This window comes from Flavobacterium sp. RSP15, from assembly GCF_003968755.1.
Lineage (GTDB): Bacteria > Bacteroidota > Bacteroidia > Flavobacteriales > Flavobacteriaceae > Flavobacterium.
In genome coordinates this window covers 325,760-342,480 of record NZ_RYDL01000002.1, presented here as the reverse complement: position 1 = coordinate 342,480, position 16,721 = coordinate 325,760, and the positions used below count along the sequence as shown (strand labels likewise).

The window sequence follows — 16,721 nt, the reverse complement described above, 5'->3', positions numbered from 1 at the left end:
GTATAAATTTTTATGCGGATTGTTAATAAAAATTGTAAATAAAATTTTGATACCTATTTTCGTTGTATAACTTTGTGAGTATGAAAATCGAACTATACATCGCGCAGCTTTTATACCGTTATCAATGTGTAACCGTTCCGGGTTTCGGAGCTTTTTTGACCGAAATTCAATCGGCTAAACTAAACGAAAGTACAAATTCATTTTCTCCTCCCAAAAAAAAGATCGCTTTCAATGCTAATTTGAAAAACAATGATGGTTTATTAGCCAATCATATCGCTTTAGCAGAGAAAACGTCTTATGAATATGCCGTTAGTGCCATTCAATATGAAGTTTTTACTTGGAAAAAAACATTAGAAGAAAATGAGCTTTTTTCTATCAAAAATGTAGGTGATCTTCATTTGAACGCGGATAAAAATATAGTTTTCACTCCATACGACCAAACGAATTACTTAACCAGCTCTTTTGGGTTGGCTCCCTTTGTTTCACCACTTGTAAAAAGAGCAATCTTCGAAAAAGAAGTAGAAACAATTGAAGAAAAAGCAACCATCACTATGGTTCCTGAAACCAGAACAGCAAATCCATATTTAAAATACGCCGCTATTTTTGTGTTAGGATTAGGACTTGCGGGAAGTGTTGGTTATCCAATGTATCAAAATCAAATTGCCTCAGAAACGATTCTTGTTGAAACTGCCGTTCAAAAACAAGTTCAAAATAAAATTCAGCAAGCCACATTCTTCATCGAAAGTCCGGTTCCTGCTGTTACACTATCCGTAAAATCGACTATCGAAGCAAAAATGCCGTATCACATTATGGCCGGAGTGTACAGGGAAGAAAAAAATGCGGATAAAACACTGCGGATTTTAAATCGCTTAGGATATGATGCCAAGCGAATCGCTCCTAACCGAAACGGTTATTTTCCGGTTTTGTATGGCAGTTACGCCACATTTTCTGAAGCAGAAAAAGCAAAAAAAGAAATCAATGAAAAGCACAATCCAGAAGCTTGGATATTGATTCAATCACTATAACTAAAAAACCCTATTCTTACCGAATAGGGTTTTTTAGTTTTAAGGCTATTCGTTTTTAATTCAAACTTGCTTTGTACATCCTCGCTTCTTCCCAGGAGAATTTATGACCGTATTTTTCCATCAAAGCATTCAGTGATTCTTCTTTATATCCTGCAAAAGCAGCTGCTAAATACTGCATTTTATCCTCCGATAAAACCTCTGTAATTGAAACTGCTTTGGTTTGTATCAGCTTTATAAAATGGGTGTAAATCGTTTGTTTGGTCAGCACTCTGATAGTTGCAATATCCGCAATTGATTTCTTTTCGACCCACAATTCATAGGTTTCCTGCACCGTTGTTTTTTTAGGTACCGTTGTTTTTGCTTTTTTCGAAGTATAACGCTCTATGTCTTTATCATCGGCAATCAAGGTTATATTTAATTCCTTAAATTGATTTTGTATGGCTTCGGTCTTGCGGATGATGTAATTTTTTATTTCTGAAGAGGTCAATTTTTCTTTCGAAATGGCTTCTCCTGCCACAACGGTTTCTATCAATAATTTGGCCTTCATTAAGCGTAAAACGGCTTTGGTTTGCAATTCTTCCAGCACGATTAATTCATCATAAAACGTTTTTACTTTTTTGATGCGCTTTACTTCTTCAATTTTCCAAAGAATCTCAAAAACCAGCTCGTCCATTGGTTTTAGGAAATAACTGAAAGCGGCTTGAATGCGTTCCGATACATGATTCAAATCGACCGTTTCCTGACCAAAAAGGGTATTCAACTGCGAAATGAATTTTTTGGATGGATCTAAAAGCTGTTCAATGATTTCTGTTTGCTTTTTGGCCCAAACGGCGTGTTTGGATTTCTCTGAAATTTCTGATTTTTCGTTATAACTGAATTTATGATTGCGCCATTCCTGAGCCAAATCGTTCCAATCAAAGGTGTTTGTCAGATAGTTATGGATGAAATTTTTGGTTTCAAAATGCAAGGCATTCTCTAAAAACGAATCCGAAGCTTTATTCAATGAGTAATCCATGACATCCTGATCGTTTGAAATGCCATTCATACGCAACGGAGATAGTAAAATAAGCCCTTCTAGTGAGCGCAAACGAGATAATGCCACATAAGCCTGTCCGGGTAGAAAAACTTGCGAAACATCAAGTGCTGCTTTATCAAAGGTTAGTCCCTGGCTTTTATGCACCGTAATCGCCCATGCTAATTTGATGGGATAGTGCACAAAAGTTCCCAAAACCTCTTCATCAATTTCTTTAGTGGTTTCGTCTACTTTGTATCGAATGTTTTGCCATTCATATCTTTCAACTTCTATAGTTTTATTTTCTTCCGGAAAATGAACCAGAATTTCTTTACTCGAAAGGGATTTGATAACGCCCATTTTTCCGTTGAAATAATGTTTATCAAAGGATAAATCATTTTTTACAAACATGATTTGCGCGCCCACTTTTAACTGCAATTGTTGTTCCACGGGAAATATCTTATCCGGAAAATCTCCGGTAATCTCCGGCTTATAAACCACCAGCTTTCCCTCCAGATCTTGTAAAGCCTGCGCGTTCATCGTATCGGCTTTGTTGTTGTGCGTGGTTAATGTGATGTATCCTTTATTTGCTTTTAAATCGAAATCGGGTTTTACATATTGGTTTAGGGTTTGAATGTCCTGCTGTGAAATCTCATTGTTGCGCAGGTTATTCAAAACTGAAATAAATGTATCGTCAGTCTGGCGAAAAATCTTGGACAATTCAATGTATAAAGGCGGATTTTGTTGCACGACGTGCGAATGAAAAAAAAATTTTCCTTTGTAATAGGTTTTCAGCGTACGCCATTCTTCGTCCCGAATGACCGGCGGTAACTGCAATAAATCACCAATATATAAGACTTGAACACCTCCAAAAGCGGTGTTGCGCTTACGTACTGTTTGCATCATATAATCCATCGCATCCAGCAAATCCGCACGAAGCATACTGACTTCATCGATAATCAATAATTCCATATTGCGAATCACCGATTTCTTCAAACCACTCATTTTGAAATGCCTGCGCAAGGTAGCTTTGGTTTCAAATTTAGTACTTTCGGAAAATTGAGGTGATGAATTATCTGGAATAAATCCTCCAAACGGCAACTGAAACATGGAGTGAATCGTAACACCTCCTGCATTTAGCGCGGCAATTCCTGTTGGTGCCACCACAACGGTGTTTTTGTGCGTGGTTTGGATAATTTCCCGTAAAAGGGTGGTTTTTCCCGTTCCTGCTTTACCGGTCAGGAAAATGGATCGATGGGTTTGATTGATGAATCGTAAGGTATAAGCGGCGGCTTCTGAAATGGTTTGCATTGGGCGTGTGTATATAAAGCTAAAGTATTGAAAATTAAGAACACTATTGGAATAATTGGAAAACAATTACGATTATAACTCGACTGCTTTTTAGCCCGGATAGCAGCGAAAATCGGAGAAATCTAGAAAAAACACTTGCTACACGAGAGATTACTTCACTATACTTTATTTCAATTGGAGTTCAGTGAACTACGTTTATCGCGGATAGCCGGATATGGTTTCAAAAAAAAAGCCTTCAATCTAACTATAGACGAAGGCAATCTTTTGAATTAATAATAAAAAAATTTATTTTTTATCCGCTGCTGTTTCTTCCGTTTTTGCAGGAGCTTTATATTTATCGTTCAAGGCTTTGATAATTTCTTTTGTGATATCAAATTTATCTTCTGCGTATAAAATTGAGGCTGCGTCACCGGTTCCATAGATGTAGGCATATCCTTTTTCTTTACCGTAGGATTTAATAAATTTTTTCACACCACTTACCAGAGAATCCATTTCTTTCCCGCTTTCTTGCTGCAATTCCTGAGACAACGCTTGTTGTGCGTAGCTCAATTGTTGTTCTTTTTTTTGCAGTTCAGCTCCTTTTTGTTGTGCCCAAGCCTGCCCGTTAGCTTGTGCCTGAGCTTGGAAACCTGCTGCTTCTTGCTTGAATCGATTAATTTCAGCCTCTAGCTGTCTTCCTTTTTCTTCTGCTTTTGTCTTGTATTTTGCTTCAAGATCTTTGGCCTCTGTATATTCCTTCATTAATTCAGAAGTATCTACGTAAGCAGTTTTCACTTCCTTAATTTCTGCTGGTTTGTTACAAGCAACAATTGAAATTGATAATGCGATAATTATTAATGCTTTTTTACTCATGTTTTTAATATTTATTTTTTGGTATTGCGTTGCCAGTTCGCTAACGCTCGTGTCGTGAATCTTCGATTTCATTTTGATGGATTTCTAGTTTTGAGTATTGGTGACAAAAATATAAAAAAATAGATAGTATTGACATAAAGTTTGAAAAATGCTGCTTTTTTATGATATAAGATTTTATTATTGTGATTCACAAATGCATAATCTATGACTATTAAAAACGAGCTTCATATCTTTTAAATAAACGAATTAGTTTAAAAATCTGATATCATCTTCGATTTCATTAAAAAACACGCTTAAATACACTTAAAATGATTTTTAGGTATTTTTTAGGATGTAAATGTGTGAAGAATACTCAGAATTCTTCTTCGCTTCCCAATTTGATTGCAATCCAACAAAAAAGGCTTTTATATAATTCATTTTTCCGGTTTTGTATTTTTCCGAAAGCAAAGCAACATAAAACGAATCAAATTTCATGGGAAGCACTTGTACCAATTTCATTTCTTCTTTCTCGAAAAGCATTTTTATAGCCGTTTTAGAAAAATGCCAAAAATGAATTGGCACATCATAAGCGGCCCAAAACGTTCCGTAATGTTTTGCATCGAAGGATTTAAAATTTGGAACAGCAATAATTAAAGTTCCATTAGGTTTTAATAATCGTTTGAGTTCTTTGATTTGGTTTTCCAAATTAGGAACGTGTTCCAAAACATGCCACATCGAAATCACATCCAAAGAATGATTATCTAACTCACTGGTTTCGCCAACAAATGAAACGCCTTTCTTTTTGGCAATTGCTTTTGCTTTTTCACTTGGCTCTACTCCTATGGCATGCCAACCGTTTTCTTTGGCCACAGATAAAAAATCCCCTGTTCCGGCACCTATATCTAAAATACTCCCTTTGTTGGATTGTAATGAATTAATTAAATTCAATTTATTTTTAAGTGCAATAGTTTTTATAAAATGATATGCTTTTTCAAACAGAGATCGTTTGCTATCGGTGTGCGAAATATAATCCACGCTTTCGTAATACTTGCCTAAATTTTCTAAACTGGGTTGTGGAGACGTAATCAGCATATCTAATTTGGCGTCATGATACAAGTCAAAAACCTCCTGAGAAACAGAATAATCTTTAACGGTTAAAAAAGGCTGTTGGTTTGAAATGTTCATTTTAGTTTTCAGTGGTCAGTTTTCAGTATCCAGTTTAATATGATTTCTGAAAATGACAATTATAAATTTAATAATAGTTTAATGCTGGGAAATTAATTTTAGATTTTTCCTTAACGCTTCCAATTTATTTTTACAGCAGATATTTTTTTATTCTCAATTCTTGTTCCGTTGCATATACTAAAGCCATTTTTTATATAAAACAATAAAGGAGATTTATAAGGTTCTTTATTTTTCTTAATATCGTTTTCATGATCAACAACCCAGCCGTTCAAATTATTTTTTCTTTTTTTTAATTCTTTAAGCAACAATGAACCTTTACCCTTTCCCTGAATTTGATCATCTATAATTATTGCAAACCAAACTTCATCCTCTCTCAAAAAGGTAAATGCCCATCCTTTAATTTCATTTGCGTCATCAATTAGCAAATAATGTTTTATATTTAACAAACTATTTAAATAAATGTCAAATTCTTCTGTTTTTTTATAACTTAATTTCTCTGGATATTCATTATTCCAAAGTTGACATAACGCTTCTTTCTGTTCTAATGATAAAACTTCTTTTTCAACAATCTCCATGTATTATAAAAATTTAATTCAAGCACCTCAATAAAAACAGCACTTCCCACCGTAGTTTCACGTGGAACAATTTTTAGTAACCGGTATTCCGTTTTTACCACTACCAAGAAACTGACTACCGAGAAACTGACTACAAATCACTTTCTAACGCCCCATATAAATCAACAATACTGAAACATCACTTGGCGAAACGCCACTGATTCTTGAAGCTTGAGAGATGGTTACAGGGCGAATCTTGCTTAGTTTTTGTCTGGCCTCAATTGACATGGACTTAATTTTATCATAATCAAAATTTTCAGGGATTTTAACATCTTCTAAACGAAGTAACTTATCAGCATTATTTCTTTCTTTTTCTATGTAACCAGAATATTTCACTTGGATTTCGGCTTGTTCTAAAATTTCTTGATCCACATCATTGGCGGCAACATAAGCTGCTACTTTCTCGAATTTCATCATGTCCTCTAAATCAATTTGCGGACGAGAAAACACTTTGAACATCTTATCCCCTTGCGAAATCAGCGCCGTCTCTTTTGCTTCTAAAACTGGATTTGCTTCCGCAACCGAAACACTCGTTTCTTTGAAAAAGGCAACCATTTTTTCAGATTCATTTAGTTTGTGTTCCATTCTGCGCAAACGTGCTTCTGAGGCCAAACCTATTTCATGTGACATGGGAGTTAATCTAAAATCGGCATTGTCCTGACGCAACAGCGTTCTGTATTCTGCTCGAGACGTAAACATTCTGTATGGTTCTTCAGTTCCTTTCGTAATTAAATCATCAATTAAAACTCCGATATAGGCTTCGTCTCTTTTTAAAATTAAGGGTGCTTTTTCATGCACTTTCAAATGCGCATTTATTCCGGCCATCAGTCCTTGAGAAGCTGCTTCCTCATATCCTGTAGTACCGTTTATTTGACCAGCGAAATACAATCCTTCAATAAGTTTTGTTTCCAAAGTATGCTTCAATTGTGTTGGCGGGAAATAATCATATTCAATTGCATACCCCGGACGAAAGAATTTTACTTTTTCAAATCCTACAACAGAACTCAATGCCTTGAATTGAATATCCTCAGGAAGCGACGTTGAAAATCCATTCACATAAACTTCACAGGTATTCCATCCTTCTGGTTCTACAAACAGTTGATGTCTTTCTTTATCCGCAAAACGATTAATTTTATCTTCAATCGACGGACAATATCTTGGCCCAAGACTTTTTATTCTACCGTTAAACATTGGCGAACGATCAAAACCTTCTCTCAAGATATCGTGAACTTCAAGAGAAGTATAGGTCATATGACACGATTTTTGATGAATCAACGGTGAGGTCACATCTGAATAGGAAAATTTATCCGGCTTCGCATCTCCTTTTTCTTCATTCATTTTTGAATAATCCAAAGATCGTCCATCAACTCTTGGAGGCGTTCCTGTTTTCATTCGTCCTGATTGAAACCCAGCAGCAACTAAGTCTTCAGTAATTCCATGTGCAGCACTCTCGCCTGCTCTTCCACCACCAAATTGTTTTTCGCCAATATGAATCAATCCATTCAGGAAAGTACCATTTGTCAACACAACCGACTTAGACCGAATCTCTACTCCAAGCGAAGTTCGGATTCCTTTTATTTTTCCGTTTTCAATAATCAAACCTTTCACCATTTCCTGATAAAAGTCAAGATTTGGAGTTCCTTCAAGCATCATTCTCCACTCCTCGGCAAAACGCATTCGATCACTTTGAACACGCGGAGACCACATTGCAGGGCCTTTGGATTTGTTCAGCATCTTGAACTGGATTGCAGTTCTATCTGAAACAATTCCCGAGTACCCACCAAGCGCATCAATCTCACGCACAATTTGTCCTTTGGCAATTCCGCCCATCGCTGGGTTACATGACATTTGGGCAATATTCTGCAAACTCATTGTTACCAACAAAGTTTTTGAACCCAGATTTGCGGCAGCGGCAGCAGCCTCAGAACCGGCGTGTCCTGCGCCCACAACTATCACATCATATTCATTTAAAAACATCTTCTTTTATAATTTAATCCGTATTAAGGATTGTGATTTTCAAATTCATCATATTGTTCCACGTGAAACATTGCTTCATTAATCTATAGATCTAAACTAAATGTTCCACGTGAAACACTTTAGATTAAAATAAAGAAAACACTATTATTTCACCTAAAACATAGCGATTTTTTCATCTTCTTTACTACGCATTAAAAGCTCCTCCGACTCTCCTTTGTCTTTGTAGCCACAGTAATGTAAAATTCCGTGAACTAAAACGCGCTTTAATTCTTGCTCAAAAGAGACATTGAAATCAGCAGCATTGTCTTTCACTCTTTCGACAGAAACAAAAATGTCACCGTGCAACTCATTACCCATAGAATAATCAAAGCTAATGATGTCCGTAAATGTATCATGATCGAGATACTCAACATTGATTTTGTGCAAATACTCATCATCACAAAAGATATAATTTATCTCTCCTTCTTTCTTGTTCTCGGAGGTAATAACATTTCCCAACCAAGCAACTGTAGCTTCTTCGTTGTCTAAATTAAAGTCGGTTTCGTAATTAAAATTGATCATTTTTTATTAAAATATTCTTGAACTTTTTGATTAAAATTCGAGCGTAAAGGTAAGGATTGTCTATTTAATATTTCTATGCTATTCAAATAATCTAATAAAGCTGCCGGAAGCACATTAGATGGGTTCTTAAACTCCTTTTTATTGGTTTCGGATTGGCGTTTGTTTTCTTCACCTTGTTGCTGAATAGCGGAATTTAATTTCAACAATTCCTGTTTCACATTCAATATCTTTTGAAGCGTTTCGTTCTTAAAACCTTTGTTTAATAATTGCTTTTCAATTTGCTTCATTTGTTCCAAAGCGCTTTGTCCATTACCAACCAATCCTTGTTTATTTAATTCGTTTTGCAATGCTTCCCTTAATTGCTTTTGTTCTTTGTAAATTTCCATTATAGCTTGTGCATCACCTTCTCCGCCCTCACCCTTTTGTCCCGGTTTTCCTTGATTTCCTTGTTTACCATTTTGTCCTTTTGGACCGTCCCTATACTTATCTCCTTTCTTAATTCCGTCTTTCATTTTCTCGCCAAGTCCTTCTTGTTTTTTAATAATATCCGGCAATTGCATTCCTTGTCCTTGACCTGGCTTCGGTTTCCCAGAACCCATTCCTGACATTTGCATTTGCATATTGTAAAGCATGTCACTGAGAAAATCTGCTAGTTTGTTAGCCGATGAAATCGAATATTGTTGGTGAGACAAACCTTTTGGAACTTGAGCGTCGGTTAAACTAGATAACGATTTGTCGACGTTGTAAACTACATTACCAATTTCTTTGGTAATATCCTCCGCAATTTTAGGATTACGCAAGGACATCGCAAATAAACTATCGTCAACATGCTTGAACTGTTGCTTTAAATCCTGTTGAATTTTTATGTTTTTATTGAACGCTGGAGACCCTGATTTATGCCTTTTGAACTGATTCATCAAATCTTCCTGTGACAAAGAAAAAGCTAATAAATTATCTACGATTTGTCGCAACATGACAACATCTTCCTGCAACTGTTCCATATCTCCTTTATCCAAAGTTTGCGCCATTTTTTGCGCCATCTCTTTCATCTTTTTAGAAGCACTTTTTTGGTTTGGTTTGGCTTTATCCTTTTTATCTTTCTTCAATTCCTCAGAAGCTTTCTTTAAATCATCATCAATGCTTTTTTCTATAGCATCATCTTTTGGTAAATCCAATGGTGATTTTAATTCCTTATTTTCTTTTTCCAAATCATTTAAATCTAATTGAATTTTATCAAACTCCGCATTAATATCTTCCTGTTTATCCAGTTTATTTTCATTATCATCATCAGATAATTTGTCTAGTTTTTTAGAAAGCTTGTCCAGTTTTTCACCTAACTGTTCCGCTTTCTTTTCAACATAAAATCTCTTAGTCAACTCTACCAACTGTTCTAAATTCTTAGTCTGGTTTTTACTGTTTTGTTTAAAATTATCCAACTTGGTCAACAACTCTTCATTCTGGATTTTATCGTTCAGTTCTTTCAACTCGTCTAAAAGCTTTTGGTTTTTTTCCAATTCTTTTTCCGATTTGTCCATTCGGTTTTGAAGCACTTCTTTTAATTCATCTTTTTTATCCGTTTTGAATTGCTCCAAATTGTCATTCATTTTTTTTGTAAATTCTTTCATCATCTCGTCCTGTTTCATTTGACGCTTGATAAAATCATTTACTTTTTGCTGATCTTTGAAATCCAAATTTTCTTTCTCTTTTCCGGTTTTTTGCAACTTTTCTATATCGAACATTTGCTTGTCCTGGTTTTTTAAAGACTTCTCTAAACTGTTAATGTTGTCGTTTTGCTGCTGCAAAATTTGATCTTCCTTTTCTTCATCTGTGGAAACACGATTAGAGAAAACCGAAGACTTCGTACTTTTAAAATTGTGAATCGCATCGTTATCAAAAACTTCAAAATAATACTCATAAGAAACCCCTTGCTCCACCGGAAGATTACTTGGAAACGAAAACACGAATTGGTCAAAAGCACTTTTCTTAATAGCAATTGTTCCACGTTTTGCGGTTTGTGGTTTCTCTATTTCGTAGTAAACAATCTGAAGTTTAGACAATCCATAATCATCCGTAATTTGGCCTAAAACATAGTTCTTAGCAATCTTCAAACTGTCCGGCGTATTATTCACATTGATCGTTGGGAACTGATCTTTGATAACTGTAAGCTGATAATTGAGTTTTTCGTGGTTTTTTACCTTATCATTTGAAGTAAATATTTGATAATCTGTATTTTGAAGTATATTTTTGGATAAAATAAAGGAGTTTTCTGTTTTCGAAAAAGAAGATTTGGAAATTCCGCTCATCCACGCAATATTTTGGGTCGCTTGAGTTTCTATTTTCCAAGTTACACGCGTTCCTTCAGGAATAACAGCATTTCCAGTTCCATTTATAGTTTCTGCTTTTTTATTCAAATATGAAGGAAAGTTCAATTGCATTTCGAAATTAGCAATCAAAGGAACGGTTATCACTTTCAATTCATAATCCGGAGAAGAAATAGCATTTCCCTCCACGTGAAACAAAATATTTCCTGAAGGCTTTGCCATCTTAAATTGAAATTCTCCAGCTTTCAATGATTCCATGAAATAACTTTCATCACCAATGAAAATCATTACATTCTCCGGAGCTATCTTTCCTTCAGTTTTAATGCGAAGGATAAAATCCTTTCCTTGCTCGGTTTGTAAATTCGAATTTAAAACTACAAATTTAAAAGCAGCCGGTGGCAGAAAATCCGAATTGAAATGCACTACTCTATTCAAACTTTGAGAAATCATGCTGCTGTTTCCAGAAAAATAAAAGAAAGAAAATGACAAAATTGGAATTAAAGCCAAAGGAAAATACTTTCTGTTAACATTATAATTTATGGCGTTACCAAAAGGAATTGGTTGCAATGCATTGGCTTTTTGTTCAATCGAAGCAGCTAATAACTCCGATTTACTTTGATGAATATCCGAATCCGCCAATTGCAGGAAATTAGTCAACTTATCACTCACTTCCGTAAAATGATTTCCAATAATTTCCGAAGCCTGATTGTAATCGATTCCTTTTTGAAGTTTGAATAATTTAAAAATGGGAAACAAAATAAAACGGAACAGCAAATAGACTTCTACTCCAATGAAAGTCCAAAATAAAATGGTTCTTCCTATTGGCTTGAGCCAAAGAAAATATTCGACAAAAAGCGTAAAAAGGAAATACAACAATCCTAAACCGACAAAGAAAATAGTTCCCCGTATCAATTCGTTGGTATAAAACTTCCTGATGAAAGCTTCTAATTTTAGATAAATAAATTCCTGAGTTTCCAAAATTTATGCTTTGTTTGTTGTAACCAATAAAAGTAATAATTTATATGCTGGCAATTATCCAAATTCCAAAATATCTGAATCAAAGATTGAAGTCTCTTGGCAAACAGAATCAACGTTTTTACCGCTAATTCGCTAATTTTTATAAAAAAATCTATATTAAATAAACCACTTGATGTAGAATTGCACTAATTAACATCCTAAAATACAAAATTTAGTTTTTCTAAAAATAAATTTGCGGATTTGCGGTTCTTTTAAAAACTGATGTGTTTGCCTACTTGAATTTGTATCTTTGCAAAAAAAACACAGCAATGTCTAGACAAGTTCGGGTGCGTTTTGCACCAAGTCCAACGGGACCTTTACATATTGGCGGCGTTCGTACCGCATTATTCAATTATTTGTTTGCCAAAAAAAACAATGGTGTCTTCTTCCTGAGAATTGAAGATACAGACCAAAATCGTTTTGTTCCCGGAGCCGAAGAATATATCATGGAAGCGCTAGAATGGTTAGGAATTGCACCCGATGAGACTATTGGTAAAAATGAAAAATTTGGTCCATACCGTCAAAGCGAAAGAAAAGAATTGTACCAACAATATGCTGCTGAATTAATCAATTCTGAAAATGCGTATTATGCTTTTGATACAGCCGAAGCATTGGATTCAGCAAGAAAATTAGAAGAAGATCAAGGGAAAACTTTTATTTACAATCATACTAACAGAGAAAAACTAGATACTTCTCTAGTAATTTCTGCAGATGAAACTGCTAAAAGAATTGCTGATGGAGAGCATTATGTCATCCGTTTTAAAACTCCAGTGAATGAAACCTTGCATCTGAATGACATAATTCGTGGCGATGTGAAATTTGAAACGAATCTTTTAGACGATAAAGTACTGTTCAAAAGCGACGGAATGCCAACGTACCATTTGGCTAATATTGTCGATGATCATTTAATGGAAACATCACATGTAATTCGCGGTGAAGAATGGTTACCATCAATGCCTTTGCACGTTTTGTTGTACAGAGCATTTGGTTGGGAAGCACCAGAATTTGCACATTTACCATTGATTATGAAACCTGTTGGGAACGGAAAATTATCCAAGCGTGACGGTGACAAAATGGGATTTCCTGTATTTCCATTAGATTGGAAAACTACAGAAGGCATTTCATCGGGTTACAGAGAAAAAGGATTTTTCCCGGAAGCCGTAATCAACTTTTTAGCATTATTAGGTTGGAACGATGGAACGGATAAAGAATTATTCTCGCTGGAAGAATTAGTGGAAGCATTTGACTTGAACAGAGTTCATAAAGCTGGAGCTAAATTTGATCCAGAAAAAAACAAATGGTTCAATCACCAGTATTTAATCAAGCAGGAAGATGCAACTTTGGCGAAAGCCTATACTCCTATTTTAGCTGAAAAAGGTTTCTCGACTACGCTCGAATTGACAAAGTTGACCAAAATAGTTTCTTTAATCAAAGAACGTGCGGATTTCGTTTCAGAATTTTGGGAAATGAGCGATTTCTTTTTTGTGGCTCCAACAGCCTATGATGAGAAAGCAAGCAAAAATTGGAAAGCAGAAACTCCAGCATTGATGCAAGAATTAATTTCTGTTATAGAAGAAATCACCGATTTCACTTCGATGAATATCGAAACGATTGTAAAAGATTGGATGACGAAAAATGAAATTGGAATGGGAAAAGTAATGCAACCGTTTCGTTTGAGTTTGGTTGGCGCACTAAAAGGCCCTCACCTATTTGATATCGTTGAAGTAATAGGAAAAGACGAAACGATTAACAGAATTAAAAAAGCAATTGCTACTCTTTAAAACTAATAAAGCTTCTAGCCTTTTGAAGGCTAGAAGCTTTATATTTTATACAATTCACAAGTAAAAATTTTACAAATAAATTATCATATTTCCATTCAGTATTCCAGTATTTCCTTTAAAATGGACTCCTAAATCTTGTTGTTTAAGTTTTCAAGCTTGTTATTGACTCCATATTGATAAGAAATATTAGCTCTGAAATGACGAATTCCAAAAGTTATTCTAACAATTGGATAACAATTAAAATTTGAAATTTCCCGAATATCTTTAGCTAATAAAGTTATTCCGCAAATAAAATTGTTTTCCTCCGTGTTATTTGTATTTAATTTTCCATTTTCCTTGTAACACGGGTCCAAATTCAATGCTCAAATGATTTTTAATAAGCCTGTAACTCAATTGTAAAGACACTTGAGCTGACGACAATTTATAGGTAACATCTTCATGGGCCATAATCAAAGTTTTCGTAGCAACAGAAAATTATTTTAGCTAAACTAAATTGAATACACCAAGTCCAAATTATTATAGAAAATTCCCCGCATAGAAATTCCCGCATTTTAACTTAATTCAAGTTTAGTTTGAAAGTTATTTGTGTTCAGGGCAAATTGGTTGACTCCAATACTAATCCCTACTCTATTGGAATCCTGTTATTTGTATTAGGCAAAAGTACTTATTGAAATGAAAACACAAACTAAATCAAACAAAATATTTCTTATATTATTTGAAATTTACAAGGCCAAACCTAAAGATTTTTTGTAAATTGTCAACTCTTTATTTAACTAAAAAAAACATTATGAACATTCCATTAATAGTACTCTTAGTAGTTGGATTTTTTATTTTACTTTCCTCTTTTTTTACTGTCAAACAGCAAACGGCTGCAGTAGTAGAACGATTTGGAAGGTTTTTAAACATTAGACAATCAGGTTTACATCTAAAAATTCCTTTAATCGACCGAATTGCAGGTCGCGTTAATCTTAAAATACAGCAATTAGACGTTATAATTGAAACAAAAACCAAAGACAATGTTTTTGTGAAACTAAAAGTTTCGGTTCAATTTATGGTTATCAAAGAAACCGTTTATGATGCTTTTTACAAACTGGAATATCCACACGATCAAATTACGTCTTATGTGTTTGATGTGGTTCGTGCCGAAGTTCCAAAGTTAAGACTGGATGATGTTTTTGAAAGAAAAGACGATATCGCCATTGCCGTAAAAAGAGAATTGAATGAAGCCATGACTACGTATGGTTATACGATTATCAATACATTGGTAACGGATATCGATCCGGATATTCAAGTGAAAAATGCGATGAACAGAATTAATGCAGCCGATAGAGAAAAAACTGTTGCAGGATTTGAAGCCGAAGCCTCCAGAATTAGGATTGTAGCTAAAGCCGAAGCCGAAGCCGAAAGCAAACGATTACAAGGACAAGGTATTGCGAACCAAAGAAGAGAAATTGCCAAAGGTTTGGTAGAGAGTGTAGATGTTTTGAACAGAGTTGGTATCAACTCACAAGAAGCTTCGGCTCTGATTGTAGTAACACAACATTATGATACGCTGCAAGCTATTGGTGCTGACACAAATTCAAATCTAATTTTATTACCAAATTCTCCACAAGCAGGAAGTGACATGCTTAATAATATGATTGCCTCGTTTAGCGCTTCCAATCAAGTGGGTGAAATGATGAAAAAAACTAATAGGAAAGAAGTTGCAAGAAAAGAAAACAAAAGAGATCATCCGTTACCGGAAACTCCTGAAACTCCTGAAACTCCTGAAACGGGAGAATAAATTAAATTTAAATTGTAAAAAAGAGGCTAATCAGCCTCTTTTTATTTTTTTTATCCACTTGATCACAAATGGCAATATAATCGTCAATATGGACCCGTACGAACCTGAAAATGCATTCAAGGATGATCCTATGACACCACTCACAATATTTGAGGGGGTTATACTATCTTTTGTTTTTTGAAAACCATACGCTAATTTTTGATAACTGATTTCTTTTTCAATCCTTAAAATTTCCAGTTCTCTTTCAATTTGAGCATAGGATGAATATTTTTTGATTTCCATAAATTAGTCGTTAAAAAAGATTTCTGAAAATTTCTCTAAAATGGGTCCTTCAATAATTCTATCTTTAATAGTAAATAAAAGCATTGTCAGTACAAGATAAATTCCACCAACTATTAAAAACCCATAGGCATAACTATCTAAAGCTATTCCAATTGCAAATGCTGCAGCAACCGAACAAAACAATAAAACCATACTAAAGCAAAGTAAAATCAAAGATATTTTTATGATCATTGTCGTTGATTTCATTGCAAGCTTAAAGCCTCTTAACTTATAATAAGCAGCTGTAGCTTCCAAATATTCTTTAGCCTGTTCTTGAATATTTTCTGTGTTTTCTTTTAGTTCTTCAAAAGCCATGTACTTATTTTTAGATTTTAATAATAAATTAAATCAAAATTACTTTTGAAGTTTGGCATTTTGAGATTTTAATTCCGCCAATTTTTCTTCTAAGAAAGAAATGACATCATCCGTCTTGTGACTCATATTAGACACCAGCTCCTCATAAGTTCCTTCCAGATCATACTTAGCAAGCGAAAACTTATCTTTCAATTCTAAAGATGCACTATCAAATCTGCTTTTTAATTCATTTTTAGCATCCTCAAAACCATCTTTAAATTTTTCTCTAGTTCTAGATCCTTTATCCGGAGCAAATAAAATTCCTATTCCTGCACCAATGGCTACACCTGTTAAAAGAGCCAATATTGTATTTCCTGTATTATTCGACATGATTCTTACTTTTATATGTTCGTTTTATAAAGATACATATTTATAAACAACAACCCGTTAACAACTCGTTAAAGTGTAGTTATACAAGACCAAAAGCAAATAAAAGCAAGCTCTTGTGTGTTTTTTTAAATTCTATAAAAGATGTTGTTTATGCTATAAAAGACGTTTAAAATCAATATATGGATGTTGTTCCCAATTGGATAAAAATATTAAAAAAAGTATTTCTATAAAAAATTACTATACCAATCAAAAATCCTCTAAAAAGAGGATTTTTGATTGGTAAACTCTATTTTAGCAA

14 protein-coding genes are annotated in these 16,721 nt (G+C 34.4%); 3 read left to right on the top strand and 11 right to left on the bottom strand.

Annotated elements, in window-relative coordinates; genetic code table 11:
* Window positions 1-80 precede the first annotated feature (80 nt).
* Window positions 81-1,025 carry an SPOR domain-containing protein gene (locus tag EKM00_RS03915; protein WP_126452294.1) on the top strand — a complete coding sequence of 315 codons (945 nt, stop codon included), beginning with the start codon at window positions 81-83 and terminating at the stop codon, window positions 1,023-1,025.
* 55 nt (window positions 1,026-1,080) lie between these two features.
* On the opposite strand, the gene EKM00_RS03910 is transcribed toward EKM00_RS03915, so the two are convergent.
* The 7 genes from EKM00_RS03910 to EKM00_RS03880 all read right to left on the bottom strand — a co-directional run bounded on the left by EKM00_RS03910 (window position 1,081) and on the right by EKM00_RS03880 (window position 11,815).
* On the bottom strand, window positions 1,081-3,348 hold the full coding sequence (locus tag EKM00_RS03910; RefSeq protein ID WP_126515303.1) for a helix-turn-helix domain-containing protein: 2,268 nt from the start codon (window positions 3,346-3,348) through the stop codon (window positions 1,081-1,083).
* A 285-nt stretch (window positions 3,349-3,633) separates the two neighbouring features.
* The gene (locus EKM00_RS03905; protein WP_126515393.1) at window positions 3,634-4,200 is read right to left on the bottom strand and encodes an OmpH family outer membrane protein; all 567 of its coding nucleotides are present in this window, start codon (window positions 4,198-4,200) and stop codon (window positions 3,634-3,636) included.
* A 315-nt stretch (window positions 4,201-4,515) separates the two neighbouring features.
* Window positions 4,516-5,364: a class I SAM-dependent methyltransferase gene (locus tag EKM00_RS03900; RefSeq protein WP_126515302.1), complete on the bottom strand. Its 849-nt coding sequence runs from the start codon at window positions 5,362-5,364 to the stop codon at window positions 4,516-4,518.
* Window positions 5,365-5,474: 110 nt separating this feature from the next.
* Window positions 5,475-5,939 (bottom strand): hypothetical protein, encoded by a 465-nt coding sequence (locus EKM00_RS03895; protein ID WP_126515301.1) that lies wholly within the window; start codon window positions 5,937-5,939, stop codon window positions 5,475-5,477.
* A gap of 144 nt (window positions 5,940-6,083) precedes the next feature.
* Window positions 6,084-7,955, bottom strand: coding sequence for a tRNA uridine-5-carboxymethylaminomethyl(34) synthesis enzyme MnmG (gene mnmG, locus EKM00_RS03890; protein ID WP_126515300.1), 1,872 nt, complete (start codon window positions 7,953-7,955; stop codon window positions 6,084-6,086).
* A 153-nt stretch (window positions 7,956-8,108) separates the two neighbouring features.
* Window positions 8,109-8,516, bottom strand: coding sequence for an rRNA maturation RNase YbeY (gene ybeY, locus EKM00_RS03885; protein ID WP_126515299.1), 408 nt, complete (start codon window positions 8,514-8,516; stop codon window positions 8,109-8,111).
* Window positions 8,513-11,815, bottom strand: coding sequence for a hypothetical protein (locus EKM00_RS03880; protein ID WP_126515298.1), 3,303 nt, complete (start codon window positions 11,813-11,815; stop codon window positions 8,513-8,515). Before EKM00_RS03880 ends, ybeY begins: the two co-directional genes overlap by 4 nt.
* A gap of 308 nt (window positions 11,816-12,123) precedes the next feature.
* On the opposite strand from EKM00_RS03880, the gene gltX reads away from it, so the two are divergent.
* Entirely contained in the window at window positions 12,124-13,635 is a 1,512-nt protein-coding gene (gene gltX / locus EKM00_RS03875) for a glutamate--tRNA ligase (RefSeq protein ID WP_126515297.1), read from the top strand.
* Between the two features lie 309 nt (window positions 13,636-13,944).
* On the opposite strand, the gene EKM00_RS14695 is transcribed toward gltX, so the two are convergent.
* Window positions 13,945-14,082: a hypothetical protein gene (locus EKM00_RS14695; RefSeq protein ID WP_158614876.1), complete on the bottom strand. Its 138-nt coding sequence runs from the start codon at window positions 14,080-14,082 to the stop codon at window positions 13,945-13,947.
* A gap of 340 nt (window positions 14,083-14,422) precedes the next feature.
* Between EKM00_RS14695 and EKM00_RS03870 the strand changes: the two genes are divergently transcribed.
* On the top strand, window positions 14,423-15,418 hold the full coding sequence (locus tag EKM00_RS03870) for an SPFH domain-containing protein (RefSeq protein WP_233592232.1): 996 nt from the start codon (window positions 14,423-14,425) through the stop codon (window positions 15,416-15,418).
* 30 nt (window positions 15,419-15,448) lie between these two features.
* Here EKM00_RS03870 and EKM00_RS03865 read toward each other — a convergent pair whose 3' ends face one another.
* From EKM00_RS03865 to EKM00_RS03855, 3 genes are read right to left on the bottom strand one after another with little or no spacing between them, the layout of a single operon-like run.
* Complete coding sequence (locus tag EKM00_RS03865; RefSeq protein ID WP_126452308.1) at window positions 15,449-15,700, bottom strand: DUF6327 family protein; 252 nt, start codon at window positions 15,698-15,700, stop codon at window positions 15,449-15,451.
* A 3-nt stretch (window positions 15,701-15,703) separates the two neighbouring features.
* A complete protein-coding gene (locus EKM00_RS03860; protein ID WP_126515296.1) occupies window positions 15,704-16,054 on the bottom strand; it encodes a competence protein in 351 nt (116 codons plus the stop codon).
* A gap of 39 nt (window positions 16,055-16,093) precedes the next feature.
* Window positions 16,094-16,423 (bottom strand): YtxH domain-containing protein, encoded by a 330-nt coding sequence (locus EKM00_RS03855; protein WP_126515295.1) that lies wholly within the window; start codon window positions 16,421-16,423, stop codon window positions 16,094-16,096.
* Window positions 16,424-16,721: the final 298 nt, after the last annotated feature.